This window comes from Hydromonas duriensis (genome assembly GCF_004363775.1).
GTDB lineage: Bacteria > Pseudomonadota > Gammaproteobacteria > Burkholderiales > Burkholderiaceae > Hydromonas > Hydromonas duriensis.
In genome coordinates this window covers 106,860-128,771 of the sequence record NZ_SNZE01000001.1, presented here as the reverse complement: position 1 = coordinate 128,771, position 21,912 = coordinate 106,860, and the positions used below count along the sequence as shown (strand labels likewise).

At 45.8% G+C, this 21,912-nt stretch carries 22 protein-coding genes; 8 read left to right on the top strand and 14 right to left on the bottom strand.

Features of this window, described 5'->3' with window-relative positions; genetic code table 11:
* Nucleotides 1–21: 21 nt before the first annotated feature.
* The 3 genes from glnA to DFR44_RS00575 all read right to left on the bottom strand — a co-directional run bounded on the left by glnA (nucleotide 22) and on the right by DFR44_RS00575 (nucleotide 4,150).
* Nucleotides 22–1,434, bottom strand: a complete 1,413-nt coding sequence (gene glnA, locus DFR44_RS00585) for a type I glutamate--ammonia ligase (protein ID WP_133618762.1) — start codon at nucleotides 1,432–1,434, stop codon at nucleotides 22–24.
* Between the two features lie 250 nt (nucleotides 1,435–1,684).
* A complete protein-coding gene (locus DFR44_RS00580; protein WP_133618761.1) occupies nucleotides 1,685–2,302 on the bottom strand; it encodes a 3'-5' exonuclease in 618 nt (205 codons plus the stop codon).
* A gap of 36 nt (nucleotides 2,303–2,338) precedes the next feature.
* Nucleotides 2,339–4,150: a DUF294 nucleotidyltransferase-like domain-containing protein gene (locus tag DFR44_RS00575; protein WP_133618760.1), complete on the bottom strand. Its 1,812-nt coding sequence runs from the start codon at nucleotides 4,148–4,150 to the stop codon at nucleotides 2,339–2,341.
* Between the two features lie 177 nt (nucleotides 4,151–4,327).
* On the opposite strand from DFR44_RS00575, the gene DFR44_RS00570 reads away from it, so the two are divergent.
* The gene (locus tag DFR44_RS00570; protein WP_133618759.1) at nucleotides 4,328–4,936 is read left to right on the top strand and encodes a DUF4136 domain-containing protein; all 609 of its coding nucleotides are present in this window, start codon (nucleotides 4,328–4,330) and stop codon (nucleotides 4,934–4,936) included.
* A 116-nt stretch (nucleotides 4,937–5,052) separates the two neighbouring features.
* Here DFR44_RS00570 and DFR44_RS00565 read toward each other — a convergent pair whose 3' ends face one another.
* The 5 genes from DFR44_RS00565 to DFR44_RS00545 all read right to left on the bottom strand — a co-directional run bounded on the left by DFR44_RS00565 (nucleotide 5,053) and on the right by DFR44_RS00545 (nucleotide 9,753).
* A complete protein-coding gene (locus DFR44_RS00565; protein ID WP_133618758.1) occupies nucleotides 5,053–6,801 on the bottom strand; it encodes a cation acetate symporter in 1,749 nt (582 codons plus the stop codon).
* A complete protein-coding gene (locus DFR44_RS00560; protein WP_133618757.1) occupies nucleotides 6,801–7,106 on the bottom strand; it encodes a DUF485 domain-containing protein in 306 nt (101 codons plus the stop codon). The genes DFR44_RS00565 and DFR44_RS00560 overlap by 1 nt, the downstream gene beginning before the upstream one ends.
* A gap of 247 nt (nucleotides 7,107–7,353) precedes the next feature.
* The gene (gene phaR / locus DFR44_RS00555; protein ID WP_133618877.1) at nucleotides 7,354–7,881 is read right to left on the bottom strand and encodes a polyhydroxyalkanoate synthesis repressor PhaR; all 528 of its coding nucleotides are present in this window, start codon (nucleotides 7,879–7,881) and stop codon (nucleotides 7,354–7,356) included.
* A gap of 145 nt (nucleotides 7,882–8,026) precedes the next feature.
* Nucleotides 8,027–8,905, bottom strand: coding sequence for a glutamate racemase (gene murI, locus DFR44_RS00550; protein WP_133618756.1), 879 nt, complete (start codon nucleotides 8,903–8,905; stop codon nucleotides 8,027–8,029).
* The gene (locus DFR44_RS00545) at nucleotides 8,902–9,753 is read right to left on the bottom strand and encodes a ferritin-like domain-containing protein (RefSeq protein WP_133618755.1); all 852 of its coding nucleotides are present in this window, start codon (nucleotides 9,751–9,753) and stop codon (nucleotides 8,902–8,904) included. The genes murI and DFR44_RS00545 overlap by 4 nt, the downstream gene beginning before the upstream one ends.
* A 111-nt stretch (nucleotides 9,754–9,864) precedes the next feature.
* On the opposite strand from DFR44_RS00545, the gene DFR44_RS00540 reads away from it, so the two are divergent.
* Genes DFR44_RS00540 through DFR44_RS00525 form a run of 4 tightly spaced genes read left to right on the top strand, consistent with a single transcriptional unit; the run spans nucleotide 9,865 to nucleotide 11,929 of the window.
* Entirely contained in the window at nucleotides 9,865–10,386 is a 522-nt protein-coding gene (locus tag DFR44_RS00540; protein ID WP_133618754.1) for a gamma carbonic anhydrase family protein, read from the top strand.
* Nucleotides 10,387–10,429: 43 nt separating this feature from the next.
* A complete protein-coding gene (locus tag DFR44_RS00535; protein ID WP_133618753.1) occupies nucleotides 10,430–11,026 on the top strand; it encodes an RNA polymerase sigma factor in 597 nt (198 codons plus the stop codon).
* Nucleotides 11,023–11,562 carry a DUF3619 family protein gene (locus tag DFR44_RS00530; RefSeq protein ID WP_133618752.1) on the top strand — a complete coding sequence of 180 codons (540 nt, stop codon included), beginning with the start codon at nucleotides 11,023–11,025 and terminating at the stop codon, nucleotides 11,560–11,562. The genes DFR44_RS00535 and DFR44_RS00530 overlap by 4 nt, the downstream gene beginning before the upstream one ends.
* A 7-nt stretch (nucleotides 11,563–11,569) precedes the next feature.
* Complete coding sequence (locus DFR44_RS00525; protein WP_162845101.1) at nucleotides 11,570–11,929, top strand: DUF3106 domain-containing protein; 360 nt, start codon at nucleotides 11,570–11,572, stop codon at nucleotides 11,927–11,929.
* A 133-nt stretch (nucleotides 11,930–12,062) separates the two neighbouring features.
* Here DFR44_RS00525 and DFR44_RS00520 read toward each other — a convergent pair whose 3' ends face one another.
* Genes DFR44_RS00520 through tssF form a run of 4 tightly spaced genes read right to left on the bottom strand, consistent with a single transcriptional unit; the run spans nucleotide 12,063 to nucleotide 16,714 of the window.
* Nucleotides 12,063–13,109, bottom strand: coding sequence for a type VI secretion system protein TssA (locus tag DFR44_RS00520; protein WP_133618750.1), 1,047 nt, complete (start codon nucleotides 13,107–13,109; stop codon nucleotides 12,063–12,065).
* Between the two features lie 41 nt (nucleotides 13,110–13,150).
* Complete coding sequence (gene tssG, locus DFR44_RS00515; RefSeq protein ID WP_133618749.1) at nucleotides 13,151–14,248, bottom strand: type VI secretion system baseplate subunit TssG; 1,098 nt, start codon at nucleotides 14,246–14,248, stop codon at nucleotides 13,151–13,153.
* Nucleotides 14,249–14,257: 9 nt separating this feature from the next.
* On the bottom strand, nucleotides 14,258–14,821 hold the full coding sequence (gene tssE, locus DFR44_RS00510) for a type VI secretion system baseplate subunit TssE (protein WP_246011997.1): 564 nt from the start codon (nucleotides 14,819–14,821) through the stop codon (nucleotides 14,258–14,260).
* A 15-nt stretch (nucleotides 14,822–14,836) separates the two neighbouring features.
* Nucleotides 14,837–16,714 carry a type VI secretion system baseplate subunit TssF gene (tssF, locus tag DFR44_RS00505; protein WP_133618748.1) on the bottom strand — a complete coding sequence of 626 codons (1,878 nt, stop codon included), beginning with the start codon at nucleotides 16,712–16,714 and terminating at the stop codon, nucleotides 14,837–14,839.
* 145 nt (nucleotides 16,715–16,859) lie between these two features.
* Between tssF and DFR44_RS00500 the strand changes: the two genes are divergently transcribed.
* Nucleotides 16,860–18,083: a TagK domain-containing protein gene (locus tag DFR44_RS00500; RefSeq protein ID WP_133618747.1), complete on the top strand. Its 1,224-nt coding sequence runs from the start codon at nucleotides 16,860–16,862 to the stop codon at nucleotides 18,081–18,083.
* A gap of 52 nt (nucleotides 18,084–18,135) precedes the next feature.
* Nucleotides 18,136–18,972, top strand: a complete 837-nt coding sequence (locus DFR44_RS00495) for a type VI secretion system accessory protein TagJ (protein WP_133618746.1) — start codon at nucleotides 18,136–18,138, stop codon at nucleotides 18,970–18,972.
* A 236-nt stretch (nucleotides 18,973–19,208) separates the two neighbouring features.
* Here DFR44_RS00495 and DFR44_RS00490 read toward each other — a convergent pair whose 3' ends face one another.
* Nucleotides 19,209–20,036: an OmpA family protein gene (locus DFR44_RS00490; protein ID WP_133618745.1), complete on the bottom strand. Its 828-nt coding sequence runs from the start codon at nucleotides 20,034–20,036 to the stop codon at nucleotides 19,209–19,211.
* A 102-nt stretch (nucleotides 20,037–20,138) separates the two neighbouring features.
* Nucleotides 20,139–20,966 (bottom strand): YadA family autotransporter adhesin, encoded by an 828-nt coding sequence (locus tag DFR44_RS11635; RefSeq protein WP_246012009.1) that lies wholly within the window; start codon nucleotides 20,964–20,966, stop codon nucleotides 20,139–20,141.
* 58 nt (nucleotides 20,967–21,024) lie between these two features.
* Between DFR44_RS11635 and DFR44_RS11630 the strand changes: the two genes are divergently transcribed.
* A complete protein-coding gene (locus DFR44_RS11630; protein ID WP_246012012.1) occupies nucleotides 21,025–21,633 on the top strand; it encodes a hypothetical protein in 609 nt (202 codons plus the stop codon).
* The last annotated feature ends 279 nt before the right edge of the window (nucleotides 21,634–21,912 follow it).

Here is a 21,912-nt window from a genome sequence, read left to right as displayed (position 1 = left end):
AAAGCCTATACCTGCTTAGGCTTACAGACTGTAATACATCTCAAATTCCAAAGGATGCGTGGTCATGCGCATTTTATTCACATCTTCCATTTTCAACGCGATGTATGCGTCGAGCATCGCATCAGTGAACACGCCACCGCGCGTCAAAAATTCGCGGTCTTTGTCCAAAGCCTCTAAAGCTTGCTCTAAACTCGTGCACACGGTTGGAATTTGCGCATCTTCCTCTGGCGGCAAATCATATAAATTTTTTGTCGCTGGGTCGCCTGGGTGAATTTTGTTTTGGATGCCATCCAAACCTGCCATCAACAAGGCCGAGAAACACAAGTACGGATTCGCCATTGGGTCTGGGAAGCGCGCTTCAATGCGGCGACCTTTCGGATTCGCGACGAATGGAATGCGAATTGAGGCGGAACGATTTTTCGCCGAATACGCCAATTTCACAGGGGCTTCGTAGTGTGGCACGAGACGCTTGTACGAGTTGGTCGACGGGTTGGTGATTGCATTCAAAGCGCGAGCGTGTTTAATGATGCCGCCAATGTAGTACAAAGCCGTTTCTGACAAACCCGCGTAGCCGTCACCCGCGAAGGTGTTCACACCATCTTTCCAAATGGACTGATGAACGTGCATGCCTGAGCCGTTGTCACCGACGACTGGTTTTGGCATGAATGTGGCGGTTTTGCCATACGCATGAGAGACATTAAACACGATGTATTTCAATACTTGAGTCCAATCCGCGCGTTGTACCAAAGTAGAGAATTTTGTGCCAATTTCATTTTGCCCTTGTCCCGCGACTTCATGGTGGTGAACTTCGACGGGAATGCCCATTTGTTCGAGCAACAAGCACATTTCTGAACGAATGTCTTGGAATGTGTCGGTCGGTGCGACAGGGAAGTAGCCGCCTTTGGTGCCGGGGCGATGGCCCAAGTTGCCTCCTTCAGTTTTTACTGAAGATGACCAGCCCGCTTCGTCTGAACCAATGCGCACGAAACAGCCTTGCATGTCGGTTTTGTAACGAATCGAATCAAAAATGAAAAACTCAGGCTCTGGGCCAAAATATGCGGTGTCGCCAATGCCCGTTGACTTGAGGTAAGCCTCGGCGCGTTTAGCGATGGAGCGGGGGTCGCGCTCGTAACCTTTGCCATCGGCGGGGTCAATCACGTCGCAGGTTAGAATCAAAGTACTTTCTGCTGTAAATGGGTCTAGGTTCGCAGTGGTTGGGTCTGGAATCAACAACATGTCCGAGGCTTCAATGCCTTTCCAACCCGCGATTGACGAACCATCAAACGCTTGGCCAGATTCAAACTTGTCTTCATCAAACGCCGAGACAGGTACAGACACATGTTGCTCTTTACCTTTGGTGTCGGTGAATCGAAAATCAATGAATTTGACTTCATTGTCTTTAATCAACTGCATGACTTTTGCAACGGCACTCATGGTTCCTCCTAAAAAATAACAATATCAACGTGTAAAAAATTGACCAACGTGACCAATGGCGAGATACCTGTGATGTCTGTATTCGCCTATTGATTTGTGTTTACTTATATCCGCATTTTATTTAACTTCCCTTGCATATTAAGGCAAGCATTGTTGCGGTTATAGGTTCTTTTTGGTGCAACTGTGTTTTTTATTGCTTTATTTTGGTGCAAATTGAATTTTGTGCCTCTTTTTAGAGCATCAATGTCAATTACATCAACCGATGACGCAAACTTAAAAAGACCAAAGCGGCCATAAGCGCATCGTTATAAGCATCATGTGCAGCCCATGTGGGCAAATCTAGCGTGCGCGTGATATTGGCGAAACTTAAATCTATATCACCATGCCCGAGTTGTTGCTGGCGAAGCTGATGAAACATCGGTGCAATATCAATGGTTGGGTTGGGCAAGGCAATGCCAATAATCGGGGCAACAAGGCGGTTTATCATGCTTTGATCAAACTTGATGTTATAGCCAACCAACGGACGTGAGCCAATAAAGCGCAACAATCTATCCGTGGCCTGTTGTGCGGACATCCCGCCTTGCACATCCGATTCTCGCAGGTGGTGAATGCGGATGCTGTCTGGGCTGACCCGACTGGATGGGCACAACATCAATTCAAGCCGCTCGCTACTCATGATGCGCTCGCCCACGATTTTCACTGCCGCAATGGTTAGAATATGGTCATGCCTAACATCCAACCCTGTGGTTTCGCAATCGATGCTGACCCATTCATTCTCTGGCGGTGTGTCGAACAAGAATGCATAATCAGATACAGTCAAATGGCGTTTGTACCAATAGTTTTTCCAGTTTTGCCAAGCTGATTTCATTGTTATACCTTTGAGGACAACGCGGTGACTTCCATTTTAAAATGCCTCCAAATGAAAATGCTGTGAGACGAACACCTTAAAGTCCTTGACGATATTCAAACAGTCCTTGAGCAAGTCTCGGTCTAAAGCACTTAAATCTTTAGGATTCACGGCTGAACCCGTTTGCTCGATGGTCAAATTTAAGCTGTTTTTTAAGCGCACGGCCAAAAAGAAATACAAGGCCTCAATTAAATTACGCCCTGTTTCAACGTCCAACACCCCCATCTGCACCAAAGCCTCAATTCTCGCCTTGGTACTGGTTGCGACAATGCCTTTCTCCAAAGCCAAACTTCTGACCCCGTGCACAACGGGAAAAATGCCGACTTTTTTCAAGTCCAATTCCATTTCGTCATGCCCGCCAATCGGCAAAAACTTGCGCCACCAAGAGGGTTCTGCATCACCAAACATATTGATGGCTTGAGCAAAGCGATTGATAAACCCCGCATAATCGCGCTGCCCCAATAAAAAATGATTTCTTACATCATTGAATAAAGTGTCATCTCCGCACACCACTTTGGCATCTAAAAAAGTCGATAAATACACAGGGGCTTGCGTGTCACTTGAAAAAATCCAGCCTGTGATAGTTTTTTTAAAAACGCTGCAATGTTGACGCCACAGCGGGTTATTCATCATCATGTTCCCACTGCACAATGGATAGCCCATGATGCTTAACTCCTCATTCATGCGTTCACACACTTGAGCCAAACCATCGTATTCAAAACCATCTCGAATCAGTAAGGCATTGTCTTGGTCGGTGCGCAGGACTTGTTCGCCACGCCCTTCGCTGCCCATAACCAACACACAGGTATTCAACTGCACATCCATCGGCGCCAGCAGCGACCACAACTTACTAAACACTTGTAAATTCAGCTCTTGCACCATGCGGGCAATGACGGATACTTTTGTCCCTGAACCATGTTGCGTGCGAATGAATTTTTCAATTTGTGAGCTCGCCACGCGCAACTCTTCAATGTCTTGCGCCATATCAATTTGTTGCGCAATAAGGTGAGAATGATTCGAGAAAAAGCTCATCAAATCCAGCTGCCCTAAAACACCAACAATCTGATTGTTATCCATAACCACCAAGCGATGGATGCGATGACGAATCATAATAAGCAGGGCTTCTGTGATTTCATCATTCAAGTCAATCGTCAACAACTCAAAACGCGCCGCCTCACGCACGGGCATGCTGTTCAAATCTCGGTTAAGCAACACCGCGTCACATAAATTGGTGTTGGTAAAAATACCGACCCGCTCACCGTCTTGCACCAATACATGCGATGCGTTGCGTTCACGCAAAACCCGCGTCGCCTCAACCACGCTGACATGAGCCTCAACAAAATGGGGCTTACGCAAATACGCATCTTTCACCCTTGCCATCGCCAAACTGTGCAGCTCTCGACGCTTGTCATGCATCGCTGCTGCATTAAGCCGCTCAGAAATATCCGCAAACAACAAAGAACCAAACAGGGCATTTTCAACCGCAAGTTGTTTAATCAACGATGCTGGCAATAAATAACTGACCACCTCTTCAGCGGCGACATAACGAAACTCTGTGCGCCCCATCATGACTAATTTTCCATCAAACCAATCTTGCTCACCAAAAGATGACACAAAAGCATTGCCCCGAAGCTGATGCACCTCTCCTTTTAAAATCAGATGCAAAGGTGTGTCTTCACTGACCTCCACACCCACGATTTCAGAACCTTTTGGGTAATACGCCACATCCAAGGACTGACGCACCTTGTCTTGCTCAATCACCGTCAAGGTGTCAAAAGGTGGGGTAAAAAAATCGAAAGAGTTGGGCATATACGCTCCTTATTAACGCCAAAAACAGCATTAAAACGATGAAAAAAACTAAAACACCGAAAAAAACACACCTTTGACGGGTCTTTTTTCACAACAATGATAAACTTTAATTTCAGTAAAAAAGTATCAATCCACATCTATTCGAAAAACGATACATAATCCAAGAGAGGAACCCCCATGCGTACTAAACTTATTCAAACCTTGTGTAGCACTGCTGTTGCTTACACTTTACTAACAGGTTGCGCATCTGTTGATGTTTCGGGTGTTGCACGACCTGGCACCGATTTTTCTAAATACCATACCTATAGCTATTTTAGCCCCCTGGGTACCGATAAAAAACAAGGTACAGAATCCATGCTCACCAGCCACTTAAAAGAGTACGTGAACAGAGAAATGCAAGCGCGCGGGTTTACCTTGACAAACACAAAACCCCAACTGTTGGTCAACCTGAACACCAACATCACTCAAGAAACCTACGCCACAACTTCTTTCATGCCCGCCCCAACTTACGGAGTTAGTGGTTACTATGGTTATCGCTATGGTTTATACGATGGATTTGGTGGTGCTTATACAACCATACGAAACTATGACAACGGTACTTTAAATATTGATTTGGTCGACACAAATGCCAATCAACTGGTTTGGGAAGGCGTTGCTCAAGCAGACGTAACTGGACAAAGCTTGTCAAGTTTATTGCCCCTGATTGATAAAGCTGTGGCCAAGACTTTTACTAAATTGCCAGCCCCCATCACATCACCTGCGGCACCTGCAGCGTCTGCACAATAAACATCGGTGCATCATCTAAACGTAACTCAACATCTAACAAATAAAGCCCTTGTTTTCCAAGGGCTTTATTTTTAAATGACAATGACAATATTCACATCATTCATTTAAATGATGAATCAATGACCTGAAGCACCTGCTGCCCCAATACCTGTTTCTGAGCGAACTTTTTGTGCTGCAAAGCCAGCTTTATCAACCGCCGCACGTGCTGATTTATCGGTGATTGAGAAGAACCAGATACCGATGAAACCAATCGCCATAGAGAACAAGGCGGGCGAAGTGTACGGGAACATGGCAGAACCTTTAGGATTCATCAAAACCGCCTCCCAAATCGCAGGAGAAATCACGGTTAAGCCCACCGCAGAAATCAAGCCCAAGAAGCCTCCAATGGTTGCACCTCGGGTTGTGACCCCTTTCCACAAGACAGACATAAACAACACAGGGAAATTTGCTGATGCGGCAATCGCGAAAGCCAAAGACACCATGAATGCGATGTTTTGTTTCTCAAATGCGATGCCCAAGGCCACAGCCACGACGCCCAAAACGACAGTCGTGATTTTAGAGACACGCAATTCATCCGAACTGCTGGCATTGCCTTTTTTAATCACAGTGGCATATAAATCATGTGCAACCGCTGAAGCACCAGACAAAGTTAAACCCGCCACAACCGCTAAAATAGTGGCAAAGGCAACCGCTGAAATAAAGCCCAAGAAAATATTACCACCCACCGCATTGGCCAAGTGAATCGCAGCCATATTGCCGCCACCTTGCAATGCACCTTTGGCATCCAAAAATGCTGGATTCGTACTCACCAAGACAATCGCACCGAAGCCAATGATGAACGTCAAGATGTAGAAATAACCAATCCAAGTGGTCGCCCAAAACACTGACTTACGCGCTTCTTTGGCATTCGGTACAGTAAAAAAGCGCATCATAATGTGTGGTAAACCCGCTGTACCGAACATCAACGCCATACCAAAAGAAATGCCTGAAATGGGGTCTTTGATGAAAGAGCCTGGCCCCATGATTGCAAAGCCTTTCGCCGCAGCCGCTTCGGCCACATCCTTACCAGCAGCCGTGGCATCCGCAATAAGTTTCGCATCTTTACTCGCAACCATGGCTTTAATTTCAACCGCCTTGGCAAACAGAGCTTCAAAACTAAAACCAAATTGGGCCATCACCATAAAAGCCATAAAACTCGCACCTGCCAGCAACATACAGGCCTTGATAATTTGCACCCACGTCGTTGCCGTCATACCACCGAACAAGACATACACCATCATCAAAGCGCCGACAATCACCACCGCGTGCCAGTATTCCAAGCCAAACAAGAGCTTAATCAACTGCCCCGCGCCCACCATCTGCGCAATCAAATAGAACGCCACCACCACCAAAGTACTGGTCGCGGCAAACACACGCACTGGCGTCTGGTGAAAGCGATAAGCAGCCACGTCAGCAAAGGTGAAACGACCCAAATTACGCAAACGTTCCGCCATCAAAAAGGTAATCACAGGCCAGCCGACCAAGAAACCGATGGAATAAATCAAGCCATCATAACCGTTGGCCATAACTGCCGCCGAAATACCCAAAAACGATGCGGCAGACATGTAGTCACCCGCAATGGCCAAACCGTTCTGAAAACCTGTAATACCACCGCCACCCGTATAAAAATCGGCAGCTGATTTCGTTCTCGCTGCCGCCCATTTGGTAATAAACAAAGTAAAGACCACAAAAACCACAAACATAATAATGGCAGTCCAGTTAGTGGCTTGCTTTTCAGCTTGACCCAAATCTGCTCCTGCCGCCCATACTGTGCTTGAAGTCGCCAAAACACCTGCGCTCAACGCTAATTTTGTCATCAGTTTCATTACAGCACCTCTTTACGAATTTGTTCTGTCAACGCATCGAACTCAGTGTTGGCACGGCGAACGTACAACCCTGTAATCACGATGGTGAACACAATGACAAATAGACCAATTGGCATGCCCCACGTGGTGACACCGTCGCCCATCTTTTTAAACATCAGTTCTTTGTCAAAAGAGTTGAGCAATGTATAACCGTAATACACAATCATCATTAACCACGTCAGCATCCATCCATATCCTGAACGAGTCTTAACCAATTTTTGATAATTGGCATTGGACTCAATCTTTTCTACAAGATTATCTTTCATTGTCGTCTCCTGTTTATGTGGGGCTTGCCCGCTAACATGTTATTAAAATTTTACATACCCATCGAATGGGCACAAACACAATTTAGTCCTCAATTCTTACAAGGGGCTGAACTGAAAAAATAAACATATGTGTACTATGAATATATTTGCAATAAAAAATCACTTTGTTTTATCAATTAAACAAAGGGGTTAAAAAACAAAAAAGCCCCATTGGGGGCTTTTTTAGACTGAATTCACGCAAGTACATTCATTTATCATCGGGCTTTTGATGTAAGTTTTTAAAAATCACACTGGCCTGTTGGTTCATCTGCTCCTGCATTTGCAAAAACATATTTTTACTTTGTTCGATATAGTTTCCCATCATGCCTTGCATCATAGGGGCTTGCATGGATAATAATTGCTGCCAAGCATCATTATTCATCGCCTGCTGAGTTTGTGAGGAGAGGTTGTTTTGAATTTCGGCAAACGCTTGCATGTTTTTTTCAAGGTAGCTGCCCAACATGCCTTGCATGGCGTTGCCATAAGAACGGATGATTTGAGATAACACTGTAGAGGAAAATAAAGGGAAACCGCCCGACTCTTCTTCTAAAATAATTTGCAACAAGATGCTGCGCGTCAAATTTTCATTGGTTTTAACATCAACCACTTCAAATGCTTCGTTGTCCAAAACCATTTGTTTGACATCGACCAGTGTGATATATGTACTGGTGTGTGTGTCATACAGGCGGCGATTAGGGTATTTTTTAATGACGCGTTGTTCACTGCGTTTACGCATAATTTTGTGCTCCTGTATTGTATTGGTGAAGATGAATGAAAAATTTTTTTCATTCATTTTGTCTGCCCTGTGCTTGCACTTTACCAGCGCACTTGGCTCTTGTCCACCCTTTTTGCGTAGCAACAAAAAGCCGATTGCTTTGAAATCACAGTGTTATTTTTTGCACATGCACGTCTTGTTCACCCGTGAGCATCGCCCACCTTGCGTTGGTGTCAGGCGTAATGTATGACGCATACCACTGGCTTGAACCCTTCTCATTTTTTGGGTTTAATCCTTCTCGAGCACTCAATACGTCCTTGGTATAACGAGCAACTGGCGCACCGCTATCAATAATTTTTACATGCTCGTTCAGCAATGCTCGAAAGTGCTGCACCACAAAAGGATAATGGGTACAACCGAGCACAACGACATCGACATTGGCTTTTTTCACCGCCTCAAGATAATTGGCTATCAGTCCCAAGGTGTCAGGGTTATCCGCCTCACCCGCATCAATACGTTCGGCCAAGCCCACGCACGGAATGGACAAAACGTTGACATTTAACTCTGGCAAAACCGTGCGCTGAAGCAAAGCCGCGTATTTAGCACTGCTCACAGTACCAGCAGTGGCGAGCACGGCAATGGTTTTATGTTTAGTTAACGCGAGCGCAGGTTTTATAGCGGGCTCCAAGCCCACGATAAAAACATCTGGATACATCCCTCGTAAATGTGTTGCGGCAGCGGCTGTGGCGGTGTTGCACGCGATGACAATCGCTTTACAGCCTTGAGCAACAAACCAGTCAAACATCTGCACCATACGCGCCTGAATCCACGATTCACTTTTATCTCCGTAGGGACTGTTGATATTATCGGCCACATAAATAAAATCTTCGTGTGGCAAGGTCGCTCGTAAATGTTTCCAAACACTTAACCCACCTACGCCTGAGTCGAACACGCCAATCGGCGCACGCGCCACCGAAGTCAAAATCGGCCCTTGAGCCGCACGTAAAATAGGCGTTGCACGAATATCTGCTTGGGTCTGTGTCATAAGTCCGCCAATGCTTGTAACTCTTCTTCAAAAAATCCCGCTGCGCGACGTGCCGCGATATTAAAAGGCGGGCGTAAGCGCGGCGCATTGTGTCGCTCGGCCAGCACTTTGTAATGCATCACGGGATGCACGCTATTTTGCTCGCAAGCAAATAAAAACCATCGATTGCCAATCGCCACGTGGCCAATTTCATCACGTAAAATGATGTCAATAATTTCAGCACCGCGCTCGTCGCCTTGTGCGGCTAATTTATCTCGCATCACGGGGCACGCATCCAAACCGCGCGCCTCTAATGTACGAGGCACCATGGCCATGCGATCGCCTAAAGAGTCTTTGGTTTTTTCCGCCATTTCCCACAACCCATTGTGTGCGGCAAAATCACCATAATCCGCACCGAGTTTTTGCAAATGATTGCGCAGTAACGTAAAGTGATACGCCTCCTCAACGGCAACCGTCCACCAATCCCAATAATACGCTTCGGGTAAGCCTGAGAAACGCACCATCGCATCCAGAGCAAGATTAATGGCATTAAACTCGATGTGTGTCAGTGCGTGTAAATTTGCCAATCGACCTTCGAGGGTATTTGAACGACGGCGCGGTACATCTAAAGCCGACAATAATTCAGGGCGTGCGGGTCGTCCTGGGGTGTGCTGAAGAAACACCTCATTATCTAAAAATGCACGCTCAACCTCGACATGTACTCGGCCTGATTTCACCACCATTTGCAACGTTTCACACGCTTTTATCTTTTCGCCCACATCTTTTACTGCCAAAATCCATAAAGCAGCCTCACGCAACTCAACCGAGTGAGTCGAATGAACATCAAAAGGGGGTAAAACTTGCGTCATAGCAGTGAAGTCCGTATAGTTAAAAAACGCATACAAAAATAAAAATTCGTTATACGTTTTTTGTTATTCGTTATTTATCGTTATTCTAACCGCTTTTAAAGGGGTAAAAACATGCCGTTATACCGTTTTCACGAGCACGCACCCATCGTTGCTGAAAAAACTTTCGTTGCACCAACCGCCGTTCTCATTGGCAAAGTGATTCTGCACATTGGCGCGAACATATGGTACGGCTCGGTTTTACGTGGCGACAACGAAACCATTACCGTTGGCGAAAACAGCAACATCCAAGAGAACAGCATCTTACACACCGATATCGGCTGCCCCCTTCGCATCGGCGCGAACGTCACAATCGGGCATGGGGTGACCTTGCACGGCTGTACGGTGGATGATAACAGCTTGATTGGCATGGGGGCAATTATCCTCAACCGTGCCACGATTGGCAAAAACAGCGTTGTTGGCGCGGGCGCTTTAGTCACTGAAGGAAAAAATTTCCCTGATGGCGCACTGATTGTCGGCTCACCTGCTAAAATGGCGCGTTTACTGACCGAGGAAGAAATAGCCGCTTTGCCCAATAACGCGCATCACTATGCCTCACGCGGGCAAGACTACCTCACTCACACTCAAGAAATTTAAGGCAAAAAGCTGTCGACATTAAAAGCAGCCTTTTGCACTCAAAATGACAGATTTTTCACCAAATAATTCAAACATCGTGCATCAGTCATTGGATGCATTTCTCGCCAGCGTAGAACGACGTGCCTACAAACACGCTCTGTTTGCCGTTCGCAACGAGGAAAATGCGCTCGATATTGTGCAAGACGCGATGTTCAGTTTAGTCAAAACATATTCAGACAAGCCTCCCGCCGAGTGGCCGATGTTGTTCACCCGTATTTTACAAAATGCCATTCACAATCACTTTCGCCGCAGTAAAGTTCGAAACTACTGGACACCTACTTTTTCTGAATTTGAACAATCCGCTGATGATGAGGCAGGCTTTGACATTTTAGAAAATTTACTGGCGCGCAACTCTGAAAACCACACGATTTCTGCGGAAGACACCGTTTCACGCGAAGAAATGCTCAACATAATAGAAGAACTGATAAAAAACTTACCTGACCGTCAACGAGAAGCCTTTTTGCTGCGTTATTGGGAAGAACTCAGTGTGATTGAAACCGCAGAAATCATGGGTTGCTCTGAGGGCAGCGTAAAAACACACTGCTCACGCGCCAGCCACAGTTTAGCCAAAGCTTTGCGAGAACTAGGAATTACATCATGAATCCAACTCAACACTCCATCCAAAAAACAACAGACTTAACGCTCAAAGAACTTGCGCAAGCAGTTCGTTTGACGCGTCGCACCTTGGATTCAAGTGTCGAACATTTAACCTATGACATCAACGAACGCTTGCGTGCAGCGCGTGTACAAGCCCTCAGTCAAACCTCAACATCTCTCGTCAAGAACAACCCCCAACACAATGATGGCATGCTTGACTGGTTGCAACGCATGCCGTCACTGGCAAAAGTGTTATTTGCCGCTCCCACTCTTTGCTTGGCCCTTATCGCCGTCGAAACAACCCAAAATAATGTGACCATAGATTCGCCCATGAGCCCAACGGCTCTTTCGAGTCCAACAGACTCGGTTAACGCTTTAAATATTGACGCTATTTTGCAAGAGCAAGTTCCGCTACAAGCCTATTTAAATCAGGACTTTAACAACTTCATTGAAAAAGACAAACAAAACACGAGCAACCATTCTTCAACAGGAACGGCGAACCATGCTGAAAAAAACACCCTCATCCAAGCCCTGCGCTAAATACGGTATGCGCCCTTTATCGATCATGATGATGACTCTTGGCCTGAGCTTTATTAGCCTGTTCTCGGTCACTGCCTATGCACAAAGCTGGGATGACTTGGATGCCAACAGTCAAGCCATGCTGCGCCCTTTGCGTAGCACTTGGGAGCAAATTCCCACCACTCAACGCCAACAATGGCTACAGCACGTGCCTCGCTTGCAAAGCATGAACAGCAGCCAACGAGACAATGCGCAAGAGCGTATGGCGGAATGGGCAAGCCTGTCTAAACAACAGCGTGTACAAGTGGAACAACGTCTTAAGAATGATGCCGATAACAATGCAGAGACACGCAATCAATCTTGGACGCGGTTTTTGCATTTTCACTAAGATTGTTCCAGCCAACTCAAATTAAAAACAAAAGAAATACTATCCTGAGAACAACACTGATTAAATCAAAAATCACTCAAAAAAAACAAAGGGCGAATTTGAATTCGCCCTTTTCTTTATTTTAACTCAAGCCTCACTCGTCCAAGCTGCTATTCCGCCACTGCTCGACCAAATCCGCTGGAATGGCTTGAAACACCTGTTCAAAGGGTTTGCCAATCAAACCCTCGGCTTGCTGGAGCAACAAAACAACTGGACTACTGGGCTCATTTTGTACAAACCACAAACGCGCTTGTCGAATTAAACCTTGCGCATGGCTACGACCGCTGGCTGCGTCATGCGAGGCATTTAAGAAATTTAAGTTGCTACTGCGAGCCTGTTCAGCGGATTCCTCTGTCGCTTCTTGCGTTTTTTGCTCTTGAGCGATTAAATTTCTAGGATTAACCAGCCCGTGTTTTTGCAAAGCCATTGGCATTTCAGCATCAAACCAGCTCAAAATTTTGATGAGCGCATCAAAGTTTGGTGAAAAATCTGGCAATTGCTCATTGGCCAATTTTTGGATGTCTTTAATTAAACGACTAGAATCCTCTAAAGCTTTTAATTCGACGCTTTCTGAGTCCAACAATACATTCAGTTGCTGAACAACTGTGGTAATCGGCATGGCATCGGATGGTCTAGGTGATGCCAATGCACGCTCAACATCCCGAACTTGTAAACGAAATGCATTGCTTCGACTTAGAAATATTTGACGAACCTCGCTTAAAATGGTCTCAACATCATTTAAACCGAGGAGTGCATTGGTGCGATACAGCTCATCTCGCTCACCGTCGATGACAACCATCGGAAACAAGGCATCGGAGAACTTTTGCATATGAAAATAAAGCAAGCTCAAACCTGTCGCTAAACCTCGTGCGCCATTGACATTGATTTGCGCACGCAACCACAGAATAATTAAGCGAATATCTTTTGTTCTCTGTAACAAAGATTCGGTATTTTTAGCCACTTCACCCCAGTTTATACTTTCTGGCTCGCTGGTGAAATCACCGTATTGCGCTTCAGTTTTAGGCTCAACAGTGGCGAATAACAAAATAAAATCTTGGTCATATTCAAGATCATGACCACATGGCAAGTCCGCGCTAATGGGTTCTAATAATTTAGCATGTGCATTTAACCACTCGTTCATTGACACTATCCTTTATCTGTTTTTATTTTAGCTAAGTTAATTTAGTTGACTGACGCTGGCACGAGCTGTTTATGCTCTTTTTCGCGTTTCAGCTGTTTGACTAAAGAAATGTATTTTTCGGGCTCAAACAACATACCCGTCACGGACTTGGTTTGAACACTTTCGTCGCCCGACATCCAGCTGCTCCAACCCAATTGTTGAGTACCACCAAGCTGTGTTGGCGTTGCTTCGTCTTGCTTAACCAACAATTTGAGCATCCACATGTATTCAAGCCCTGTAAAAGCTCGCACCCAATCAATCAAAGAACCCAGGTCATCGCCATTAGGTAAAAATCGTAAGTATTGAGATAAACTTAACGGCCCAATCGTCAATAAAAAAGCACTTTGCTTATCGGGTACATATTCGCCTAGCATGGCACCTTGACCCAAGCTGGCATTTGAACCTGAGCGTCCGCCTCTTGCTAAATAAGTACAATCTTCTTGGTCAACTGTAATCCAATTAAAATAGTACTCTTCCAACTCAACAGGCACTTGATAATATTGAGACAAAGTCTGAGCGATGCCCGATGGGTTTTTGGACTGATGTTTAATGTGCGCAGCGGCTGACAATTGTGCATGAGTGGGCAAATGCGTTGTCGACATTTCCGTCAGGTCATTACCTGTCAACCATGCCAAATAGCGAGAGAATCGCTCGTTATGTTTTCTATCTAAACCCGCAGTACTTTGATTAATCTCCCACGCCCGATAAAACAAACTCATTGAGCGATGATGGAATATGTCAATGAAGTTAGTTAAGGTATGGTCATGCTGCATTTCGCGGCGATGCATCGCCATTTCACTAAAGTGTAAAGGCAATGGTCCATTCGGCCCCCACAAGCCCAAACCATAGGTTTTAACGTGAGTTTTGCCTTTTTGAATGCTCACTTCAGCAATTTCACGCGGACTAAAAATCAAGCTGGGCAACTGCCCGATACGTAAAACCTCTTCGGAAGGCTTCGCTGCTGCACCCACCGCGGGCAAAAAATGATAGCGCGCACCAAACCAACGCAACATACGCGTAAAGCCGTGGTTCCACGGCTGTTCTTGAGCGTTGTGAATATAACGATGGGTTTGCTGTTGCTTTGCCGTTGTCTCGGTCATAATCTACCCTCAAGCACCTACTTTTTGCATTAAAAACCGATTACTTTCCAAATCCAAAATACTTTGCACAGTAAATTCCATTGGGTACGGCTCTAAAAAAATTTGTCCTTTAACCATAAAAGACATCATGTTATACGCTTTGTCTGCCTCTTTATCTTTCATCTTAGAAGGATAAATAAATAACGTATCTGGCAAAATGCGTGGTTCATAATCTAAAATCGTTCGACGAACAATTGCCTCGATTTCACGCCACGTCTTACTCGCCATGTGCTCACCCGCAAGAGGAGGCAGACCATAATTGATGACCGATTTTGCGACCAACGGGTAACGCTCTCGATCCATATCTGGCTCGGCGGAACTGGTGTTGAGCAAAAAGGCCAAATCACGTTGAACAATCTCCATCATGCGACGTTTATCCACCGTATATTCAGAGGCCAACTCCCCTTTACGTCGGGGAGCATCATCAAAGAGTCGATCAAACAAAGTTGGCAACAAATGGTCATTGGGACGCCGTTTTAATTGCTGTTCCTCCTCCATTTTAGCTTTGCGTGTCAGTGGCACTTTTTGATTCATTGGTTTTCCCTATATCTAAACGGCAGTACGGCGACCCATGCGGTTGGCAAAGCGATGAATATGTCCTCTTTGTAAACTAGACAACGTCATCTGGGTAAACACATTGACCGAGGCATGTTTTGAAATAAAATGCTCTAAAACCAAGCCGAATAAAAACGGGCTGTTACCTGAGAAGCCTTCTTCATCAATCGTCACTTCACACTCGACACCACGACCATACACAATAGGCCCCTTGCCAGGCAAACGGCGATTGACCGCTGTCACTTGGCTGGCCAACAAAGCGTCTATTTGACGTTTGGCATTTTCGTCTTGATGGGCAACAAATAGCGACAACAAGTCCCGTAAAGCCTGCCCACCCTCACGTCCGTCCAATTCGCTCAAAGGTAGATAATTAAAGCTCAATTGACGAATCAAGCGCCAAGCTCGCTCACGTAATGCAAAAGGCGCTCGAGTCGGCGAAATGGGACGAATGATACCAATATTTTTACTGGGAATTGACAGTTTGCAATGCAGGTCATTACGGCCATTACGCGGCATCAGCACCGCCAAGTCGCGGTTAGTGACTTCGGCTGTGACCGACAAGTAACGAATTTCATCTGAAAACGGTGCCTCAAACTGGTCGACTAGACTTAAAAACACCTCAGAGCCAATATACTGTGTTCGCGCCCCATACTTGCGAGCGGAATCCGACACCAAACGCATTTCACGATTAACCGAGAAATAGCGTCCATAATTGCCCATATCTTGGTTGAGTGTTTCAAACAACGGCCTAAATAAAAAATCACTAGACGAAACAGCATCCTGCCCCATGACTTCTGTGACTTTGTACACTTCGTAATCCAGCGGTCGTTGGCGATTCATCACCAAATGAAACTCTGTTTGTTTTGGCGTGACCTCAATACGATCGGCTTGTTTTTCGAACAAATTAATCACGGGTGTACAAAACAGGGCAAACTGCTCCACATCGACATGAGGCGCTAAACCCTCTGAAGAGTCATTCAGTAAAATAACAATTTCAGCTTCTTTGCCGTCAATTTTACTCAACCCCTCTGCCAAGCCTGTGAGAGCAAAAAAGTAAAATCGATTTGGATTCGCAAAGTACTCATGAATCAAATTATGGCCGTGAAATGAATTCCAATGCAAAGGAAGAACACTTTGCTCAGGCTCAAAACCTTCCAATTCAACCCCATGATGATTCACATAAGGCGAATCATTCACCTTTCCAGGCTGACAGACCAAAGTCGTGACATTGTGTGCATGAATAAGTTCAAACAGCTGGCTGGCAATGCGCTCCTCACCCTTAAGGTAGACAGGCAAACGATCCAAGTCTTTTAATTTGCTAAAAGTCTGATCACCATCAATTTTGATAACAAAACGCAGAGCGCCTTTGACTGTTTGCGTCGGCGGAACGTAACGATCCAAATGAACAATATCTGGTGGTGTGCCCGTGAGTTTGGCAGTTTTAATCGAAATAGGCCAAAGCTGAACATCTTGAGTTGTTTTAAAAACCACTTCTGTGTCGCTTTCGCCACGAATGCGGTTATAAAACTGTGTCCCTCTGGACACTAGAAAACCCTTGCTTAAATCACCCTCGCTCGGACTCGGATTGACCTGCACCACGGTCATGGACGGCGTTGGCGATAAGTAATTGGGGTAAATGACCTCCAACAACCTTTGGGTAAAGCGCGGAAACTCTGAGTCTAGTTTAATTTGGGTGCGCGCCGCTAAAAAGGCAAAGCCCTCAAGCAAGCGTTCTACATAAGGATCAGCCACCTCAATGCCCTTCATTCCGAGGCGACTGGCAATCTTGGGATGCAACTGAGCAAACTCAGCTCCCATCTCCCTAAGATAAATCAATTCCTTATTATAATAATCGAGTAATAACGGATCCATATTGTCTTCTATAGAAGGTTAAATTATTTTTTTATTGCGATGGCAAAGTATACATGCTATTTTCCAATTATTCCAACCACATTGATATACAATCAACGCATTAAACTGAAGTTTTACAGCATTAATCAAACACTAGAGTCATCGAATGAGTCAAACGCCCAGCCACTCCAAACTAACCCTCACTTTATTACGCGTGCAAGGCAAGCAAGTTGAACACACCCATTGGACGACCACTGGGGACTTAATGGTCATCGGCGCCGCTCATCCCCTATTTGCTCAATATGATGCAAAGGAATTTTATGTTGGGGACAAACACTTAGAGCTATTTTATGTCGATGGTTGTTGGCAAATTAAAAGCATCCACAACTCATTCAGCTGCACGCTTGATGGGCAAAAACTCTCTTTTAACAAAGCTTATCCTCTCAGAAACAACAGCATTATTGAGATTGGTTTATGCCAAATATGCGTCAGCGACCACCAATCTTTAAACGACACTGATGAACTCAAAAAGCTCCTCCTACTTGACGACCTTGCCTCTACAGGATTAAGCGACAACAATATCGCTCTCTCAGACCCACAGAGGGGTGCTGTGCATCACATTGGACAAGCCCACCTTGAAGACAAAACCACTTTTGAAGATTTGGGGCTTGGCACCCACTTTGACGAACAGTCTTTTTTTCGTGAAGTTCAGTCAGATTCTTCACGCCTAAGCGCGCTCAAAGCGGGCACTACGGGGAAATCCACTAAAGACCTAGACGTGTTGGACCAGCTGGCGATAGAAAGCGAACTGGCCATCATTAACCCATCTTTACTCAGTAAAAATACGGATTATTGGCGAGGACAAACCACGCAAGATTTTATCAATAATCAGCCCATCCCAGAACTTGCCCACTTGTTTGCCATCGACAACCACAGACAAGAACGTATGTTGCCGCTGGACAACTTAACCAACATTAACGCACTGCTCGCCAGCAGCAAAAAAATCGACCAAGCCATGCCTGACTTGACTGATGTTGACGACTATGAGTTATTTAGTGCTGAAACCAATGTCGAACCTTTGCGACTGTTTAGCTTGCAACACCAAGAACTCCGAGCGCACATTCCAAATGTGACGCCCGAGTTTACTCAAAAAGAACACCACACCAGCAGTATGGATGGACATTTTTCTGTGCCCAACGTTGAACGCTCGCGCCAAACAACATCGGGCAAAATCAACTCCACGACGAAGGAGGCCTCTCTCAACTCCAAAGACGATTGGCTCAACAACTTTAGCGCATCACTCGGTGACAAAGTGTCTTCGGATGAGATTTTAAACGCTCTAAAAAAAGCACCACCCAAGCCCGCCATGGATATTACAACTGAGCAGTAGCCAGAATTAAAAAACTCAATAACATTTTTATACAAACACAACGAGAGGACGCATGAGCACCACAACCGAAACTCAAACCAACATGCCCGATAGCGGTAAACTAGCCGCACTATTAAATGGTCAAACACTCGAAGAAGCATTCAACGCTGCCGAACAAGATGTCAAAAAGCACCCATCTTCGACCAACAAACGTTTTCTCCTTTTTCAACTCATGATTGTCATGGGTCAATGGAAGCGTGCCCTACAGCAATTGCAAACGCTCGCTAAACTTGACGAGTCGCTCGCGCCTATGGCGCGTATATATGGCGACTTGATTCGCGCCGAAGTACAACGCGGTAAAGTATTCGCAGGCGAATCACTGCCCCATTTTTTACAAGAACCACCTGATTGGAGCGCAGGCGTTGTTCAAGCAATGGGGCTATCCGCTCAAAGCCGCTGGGACGATGCGGACGAGGTTCGCCAAACCACTTTTGCGCAAATACCCGACTATGCAGGCACTTTCACCACAGACAATGGAGAACACTCTTTTGACTGGTGGATTGACAGCGATTCACGCATCGGACCAATGTTTGAAGTCATTGTCAAAGGTCAGTATATGTGGCTGGCGTTAGAAACCGTACAATCAGTCGAACTATCAGCTCCTGATGATTTGCGTGATTTGGTGTGGGGTATTGCTCACTTCACATTACGCGACGGCACTAACTTCCCCGCTTTCATGCCATGCCGCTACCCGCTTTCAGAACAAGGTGACGATGCCACCCGACTGGCTCGCGCGACGACTTGGCAAGACAATGGGGAAACCACCACCTCAGCTTTAGGTCAACGAGTGTGGGCATGCAGTAATGGCGATGTGTCCATGTTGGATGCACGCCGAATTGAGTTTAAATAAGCTCTTTAAAGTACGAAGCAAGCAGTAAAGAGCAGTCAAGGGAGTTAAAAACACAAAAGGGCTATTTTTTTAGGTAATGTAAACACTCTGTCTATTCAATTCAACCAGCACTTAAAGTTAAAGTTGACCCCCTATGACAAACTTCGACTAAAACAGGTAAAGCAATGTAACCCATAAAAATCCCGCTTCTTTGAAGCGGGATTTTTCAATAAACTTACGCAAACGCTGACGGTTTCTTACTTGAACTCTCCTTTCACAAACACCTCAATGCGCCGATTGGGCATCAAACAAGCGATGACCTGAGGTGTTTTTGCACCAGGACAATTCACCACAGGATTTGAAGCCCCTCGACCTTCGGTTTGGATTAAGTGAGCAGGCACACCTTGTTGCACCAGATATGCTTTCACCGATGCAGCGCGTGCCGCTGATAATGCTTGATTTTGCGCTCTCGAACCAAAGCGATCGGTGTAACCCACAATTGAAACTGAGTTCAATTGAGCTGAACTTGAGTTTATTTTTGAGGCCAGTTGCTGCAAGCTTGCACGACCTGATACTTGCAAACTGTTCAAATCTGAGCGACCAAAGGCAAACAAACCATCGGCAGATAAAGTCACGGGCAAAGTGACGGGTATATTTACAGGAATCATCGGCTCAGGAGTTGTTTTTTTGGTAGACAAGGCATTCTCACACTGCCCATCTTTCCAATAAGTGGCTTTGACACGATATTTATCATCGTATTGCACCTGATATTGGCAAGTGATGTATTGACCACCCGCAGCACCGATATAGAAGTTAAACGCATAATTCCAAACATGCGGATTGCCAATGCCTTCGCTAAAATGTGGATTGCCCAATAAACGGCGGACTTGGTCTTTATGTAAACCTGTACCGACATTTTTTAAGTTATCGACATTAACAAAATCGCCCGTTTTTAAGTACGTGTACTTAAGTTCAGGGAAACGAACGGCTGCAGAATCCTGCGCCGTGTTTTGCGCCTGCGCGCCCACAGCAAATAAAGACAAAATCAGGCCTGTAGCGGATATGAGTTGTTGATGTGTTTTCATTTTTAAATCCTCTAAACTTCAATTGAGCTATATAGCTAAATTTGATTATTGGTTGATGCCACAGTATTGAGGGACAACGCCCCCAACTTTTTTTCACTCCAACTAGTCTCCAATAACTCCCGCAAAACCAACACGGGCATTAACCCCACCTTTATCAGAGCCAGCCACACCACCCGATATTGACCAGCGACCATTATCCGCCGTTTTTCGCAATGAAACCCCTAAAGCTGTTTGTCCACCGCTATAACCAACACCTGAGTAATAGGTCAACTTACCTGGGATATAAGGAGCGGCTTCAAGCGCCAGCGAGGCGGCAACACGCGCCGACATCTTATTATCTAAATCGTTGAGTTTTTGGTCAACATTTGTATTAATCATGCCTGCCATACTACGCAACTGACTCACGTTCACCGCATCTGTATCATCCGAGCCCGCGGCCACATTGGTAACGCGTCGTTCTGCCCCCGCTGCACCGACAGACACCTCACCCACGGGCGTAGTGCCTGCGATCGCGCCCGAGCCTGGGTTGTACGCGGTATTGCTCAATGTTGCCCCATTGGCCACTGAGTTTGAACCCAAAGCCACAGAATTATCACTCGAAGCATTGGCATTGGTACCCAAGGCCATCGAATTGGTACCGCTGGCGGTTGCACCATTGCCTTGAGCCACCGAGTTGGTGCCGCTGGCAACAGAATTGGGACCTATAGCAACCGAATTAAGCCCACTCGCCACCGAATCCGCCTCGGTTGAGTTGGCATGGAAGTATTTCGTGCCTTTTTCATAAATGGTGCTTACCGTTGTGGATAAAGAGGCAATTGTGCTATCGCTCGTACTAAATGTAGTAGACAACATGGTGACTGTCGTTGAGAGCGTTGTAACGGTATCACGAGCGGAGGTGCTCTGCTCTTCATGTGCTGTCGATAAAGACATAATTGCACTATCTGTGGTACTAAAGCCTGTTGAGGTCATCGTTGACAAAGAGGCTATTGTGCTATTAGCTCCACTCAATGAAGTTGAGGCCAAAGATGATACCGTCGTTGATAGAGATGCAACCGCACTGTCTGTCGCACTCAAGCCTGCTGATGTCGCGGTAGACAATGACTCTATCGTACTATTGGTGGTACTAAGACCTGTTGAGGTCATGGTTGACAATGAGCTTATCGCACTATTCGCCGTACTCAATGTGGTTGAAGCTACGGATGAGACCGTCGTCGATAAAGACGCCACCGCACTGTCCACATTGCTAAAACCTGTTGAAGTCATGGTAGATAACGAACTTATCGCACTGTTGGCTGTACTCAATGTGGCTGTAGCTATTGAGGAAACCGCCGTTGATAAAGACGCCACCGCACTGTTTGTCGTACTCAATCCTGTCGATGTCGTGGTCGACAAAGATGAGACATTCGTTTCTGTTAATGTGGACAACGAGGCAACAGAGCTATCCACACTACTCATCACAGAGGAAATACCTGAAGAAACAACAGTGGATAAAGAGGCTACTGTGCTGCCCGTCTGCGTTGATAATGATGCAATTGCAATATTAACAGTGCTAAACCCTGTGAATGTAACCGTGGACAACGACGCAATTGAGCTATAAGACGTACTCAAACCCAAAAAAGTCATAGTTGATAAAGACGCCACCGCGCTATTGGTCGCACTCAATCCCGTTGAACTTGATGTAGACAGTGATTCAATTGAACTGTCTGTTGTGCTCAAGGCTGTTGAGGTTTGTGTCGACAAAGACGCCACTGCACTGTTGGTCGCACTCAATCCCGTTGAACTTGATGTAGACAATGATTCAATCGAACTGTCGGTCGTGCTCAAGGCAGTCGATGTCTGCGTTGATAACGAGGCAATTGAGCTGCTCGCTGTGCTC

Excerpts from the sequence above, each read along its gene's own strand:
- glnA (WP_133618762.1), bottom strand. The coding sequence starts at position 1,434 with ATGAGTGCCGTTGCAAAAGTCATGCAGTTGATTAAAGACAATGAAGTC.
- DFR44_RS00580 (WP_133618761.1), bottom strand. The coding sequence starts at position 2,302 with ATGAAATCAGCTTGGCAAAACTGGAAAAACTATTGGTACAAACGCCAT.
- DFR44_RS00575 (WP_133618760.1), bottom strand. The coding sequence starts at position 4,150 with ATGCCCAACTCTTTCGATTTTTTTACCCCACCTTTTGACACCTTGACG.
- DFR44_RS00570 (WP_133618759.1), top strand. The coding sequence starts at position 4,328 with ATGCGTACTAAACTTATTCAAACCTTGTGTAGCACTGCTGTTGCTTAC.
- DFR44_RS00565 (WP_133618758.1), bottom strand. The coding sequence starts at position 6,801 with ATGAAACTGATGACAAAATTAGCGTTGAGCGCAGGTGTTTTGGCGACT.
- DFR44_RS00560 (WP_133618757.1), bottom strand. The coding sequence starts at position 7,106 with ATGAAAGATAATCTTGTAGAAAAGATTGAGTCCAATGCCAATTATCAA.
- phaR (WP_133618877.1), bottom strand. The coding sequence starts at position 7,881 with ATGCGTAAACGCAGTGAACAACGCGTCATTAAAAAATACCCTAATCGC.
- murI (WP_133618756.1), bottom strand. The coding sequence starts at position 8,905 with ATGACACAGACCCAAGCAGATATTCGTGCAACGCCTATTTTACGTGCG.
- DFR44_RS00545 (WP_133618755.1), bottom strand. The coding sequence starts at position 9,753 with ATGACGCAAGTTTTACCCCCTTTTGATGTTCATTCGACTCACTCGGTT.
- DFR44_RS00540 (WP_133618754.1), top strand. The coding sequence starts at position 9,865 with ATGCCGTTATACCGTTTTCACGAGCACGCACCCATCGTTGCTGAAAAA.
- DFR44_RS00535 (WP_133618753.1), top strand. The coding sequence starts at position 10,430 with ATGACAGATTTTTCACCAAATAATTCAAACATCGTGCATCAGTCATTG.
- DFR44_RS00530 (WP_133618752.1), top strand. The coding sequence starts at position 11,023 with ATGAATCCAACTCAACACTCCATCCAAAAAACAACAGACTTAACGCTC.
- DFR44_RS00525 (WP_162845101.1), top strand. The coding sequence starts at position 11,570 with ATGCGCCCTTTATCGATCATGATGATGACTCTTGGCCTGAGCTTTATT.
- DFR44_RS00520 (WP_133618750.1), bottom strand. The coding sequence starts at position 13,109 with ATGAACGAGTGGTTAAATGCACATGCTAAATTATTAGAACCCATTAGC.
- tssG (WP_133618749.1), bottom strand. The coding sequence starts at position 14,248 with ATGACCGAGACAACGGCAAAGCAACAGCAAACCCATCGTTATATTCAC.
- tssE (WP_246011997.1), bottom strand. The coding sequence starts at position 14,821 with ATGAATCAAAAAGTGCCACTGACACGCAAAGCTAAAATGGAGGAGGAA.
- tssF (WP_133618748.1), bottom strand. The coding sequence starts at position 16,714 with ATGGATCCGTTATTACTCGATTATTATAATAAGGAATTGATTTATCTT.
- DFR44_RS00500 (WP_133618747.1), top strand. The coding sequence starts at position 16,860 with ATGAGTCAAACGCCCAGCCACTCCAAACTAACCCTCACTTTATTACGC.
- DFR44_RS00495 (WP_133618746.1), top strand. The coding sequence starts at position 18,136 with ATGAGCACCACAACCGAAACTCAAACCAACATGCCCGATAGCGGTAAA.
- DFR44_RS00490 (WP_133618745.1), bottom strand. The coding sequence starts at position 20,036 with ATGAAAACACATCAACAACTCATATCCGCTACAGGCCTGATTTTGTCT.
- DFR44_RS11635 (WP_246012009.1), bottom strand. The coding sequence starts at position 20,966 with ATGTCTTTATCGACAGCACATGAAGAGCAGAGCACCTCCGCTCGTGAT.